Annotated in this window: 1 protein-coding gene; it reads right to left on the bottom strand. The window is 70.6% G+C overall.

What is annotated here, in order from left to right:
- Window positions 1-1,557, bottom strand: a 1,557-nt coding sequence (locus tag ACP4IX_RS36155) for a polyketide synthase dehydratase domain-containing protein (protein ID WP_426558886.1), incomplete at both ends; no start/stop codon positions are given.

The raw sequence follows: 1,557 nt of genomic DNA, 5'->3' as shown, positions 1-1,557 counted from the left end.
CTCCGACTGCGCGGACCGGACCAGACCCCACACCGCCGCCGCGGGCAAGTCGGTCACCGGGTCGTCCCAGCCGGTGGTAACCGCTCCCCGAGTGACCACCACCAGCCGGGTCCCCCCGAAACACCGTTCGGCCAGCCAGCGCTGCACCTGCTCCAGCACCCACACCGACACCTCATGCACACGCCCCACCACCGAGTCCGACTCAGGCCCAGGCGAGTGCGGCACGGCCAGCACCACACTGCTCGGCACCGGAGTCCCGTACTCGACCGCGGTGGCCAACGCCCCCAGATCTGCGTAGTCGGCAGAGGACCCCACCACGATCCAGTCGTCCGTGCGCGGGGCCCGGCCGGTCGTGGTGACGTTCGTCCAGTGCGGTGCGAGGACCACCGTGTCCTGCGAGCCGGCGGCCAAGGCGCCTTCCGGCAGCGGACGGACCACCAATGAACCGATGGACAGCACCGACTCACCCGTGGTGTCGGCCACCGCCAGGGCGACCTCGTCGGAGCCGGTACGGGTCACACACACCCGTACCCGCGTCGCGCCCGAAGCACGCAGGACGACGTCGGTGAACATGAACGGCAACTGTGTGGTCTGCGTCGAGTCCAGCCCGGCGAACGTCGCAGCGTGCAGGACGGCGTCCAGCAACGCCGGGTGCATGCCGAACGCCGCGGCCTGCGTCCACTGGGCCTCAGGCAGCTCGACCTCGGCCCACACCCTGTCGCCCTGGGTCCAGGCCCGGGTCAGTCCCTGGAACACCGGGCCGTACGCCACGTCGTGGCCCGCGTTCGTGTCGTACAGGCCCGAGGTGTCGACGGTCGTTGCCCCGGCGGGCGGCCAGGAGATTCCGCTGAAGACGGCGTTGTCACCAGCGGCGGTCTTGTCGTCACCGCTGTCGACGAGGACGCCGGTGGCGTGCCGGGTCCAGGTCTCGCTGCCGTCCGGGCAGGCGTGGATCTCAAACGACCAGTTCTGGTCCTGCTCGGTGAGCAGGAGCTGCACCTGGCAGCCGCCCTGCTCCGGGATGACCAGCGGCGTCTCCAGGAGCAGCTCGCCGACCTGGTCGCAGCCCACCGCGTCACCGGCGCGGACGGCCAGCTCGACGAACCCCGTACCGGGGAAGAGGACCTTCCCCTGTACCCGGTGATCGGCCAGCCAGGGATGCGAGTGAAGGGAAAGCCTGCCGGTGAAGAGCATCCCACCCGAACCGGGCAGGGCCACCATGGCGCCCAGCAGCGGGTGTTCAGCCGACACCAGACCCGCCCCGGCCACATCGCCTGCCGCTGTCGGGAGGTCGGGCCAGTACCGCTCACGCTGGAACGCATAAGTCGGCAACTCCACCCACCCGGCACCCGTCCCCGCGAACACCGACTCCCAGGAAACGGAGACACCCTTCACCCACAACTCCGCCAACGACGACACCATCCGCCGGGCGCCACCCTCGCCACGGCGCAGCGTCCCGACCACCACGCCGTCCTGCCCCGCATCCTCCAGGGTCTCCTGGACCGCGGCCGTCAGCACCGGATGCGGACTGACCTCGACGAAGACGTCCCGGCCATC

Source organism: Streptomyces sp. WG5, from assembly GCF_049974565.1.
In the GTDB taxonomy this organism is placed as follows: Bacteria; Actinomycetota; Actinomycetes; order Streptomycetales; family Streptomycetaceae; genus Streptomyces.
Note: the sequence above shows the minus strand (reverse complement) of the source record. Positions and strands in the feature narration are given on the sequence as shown.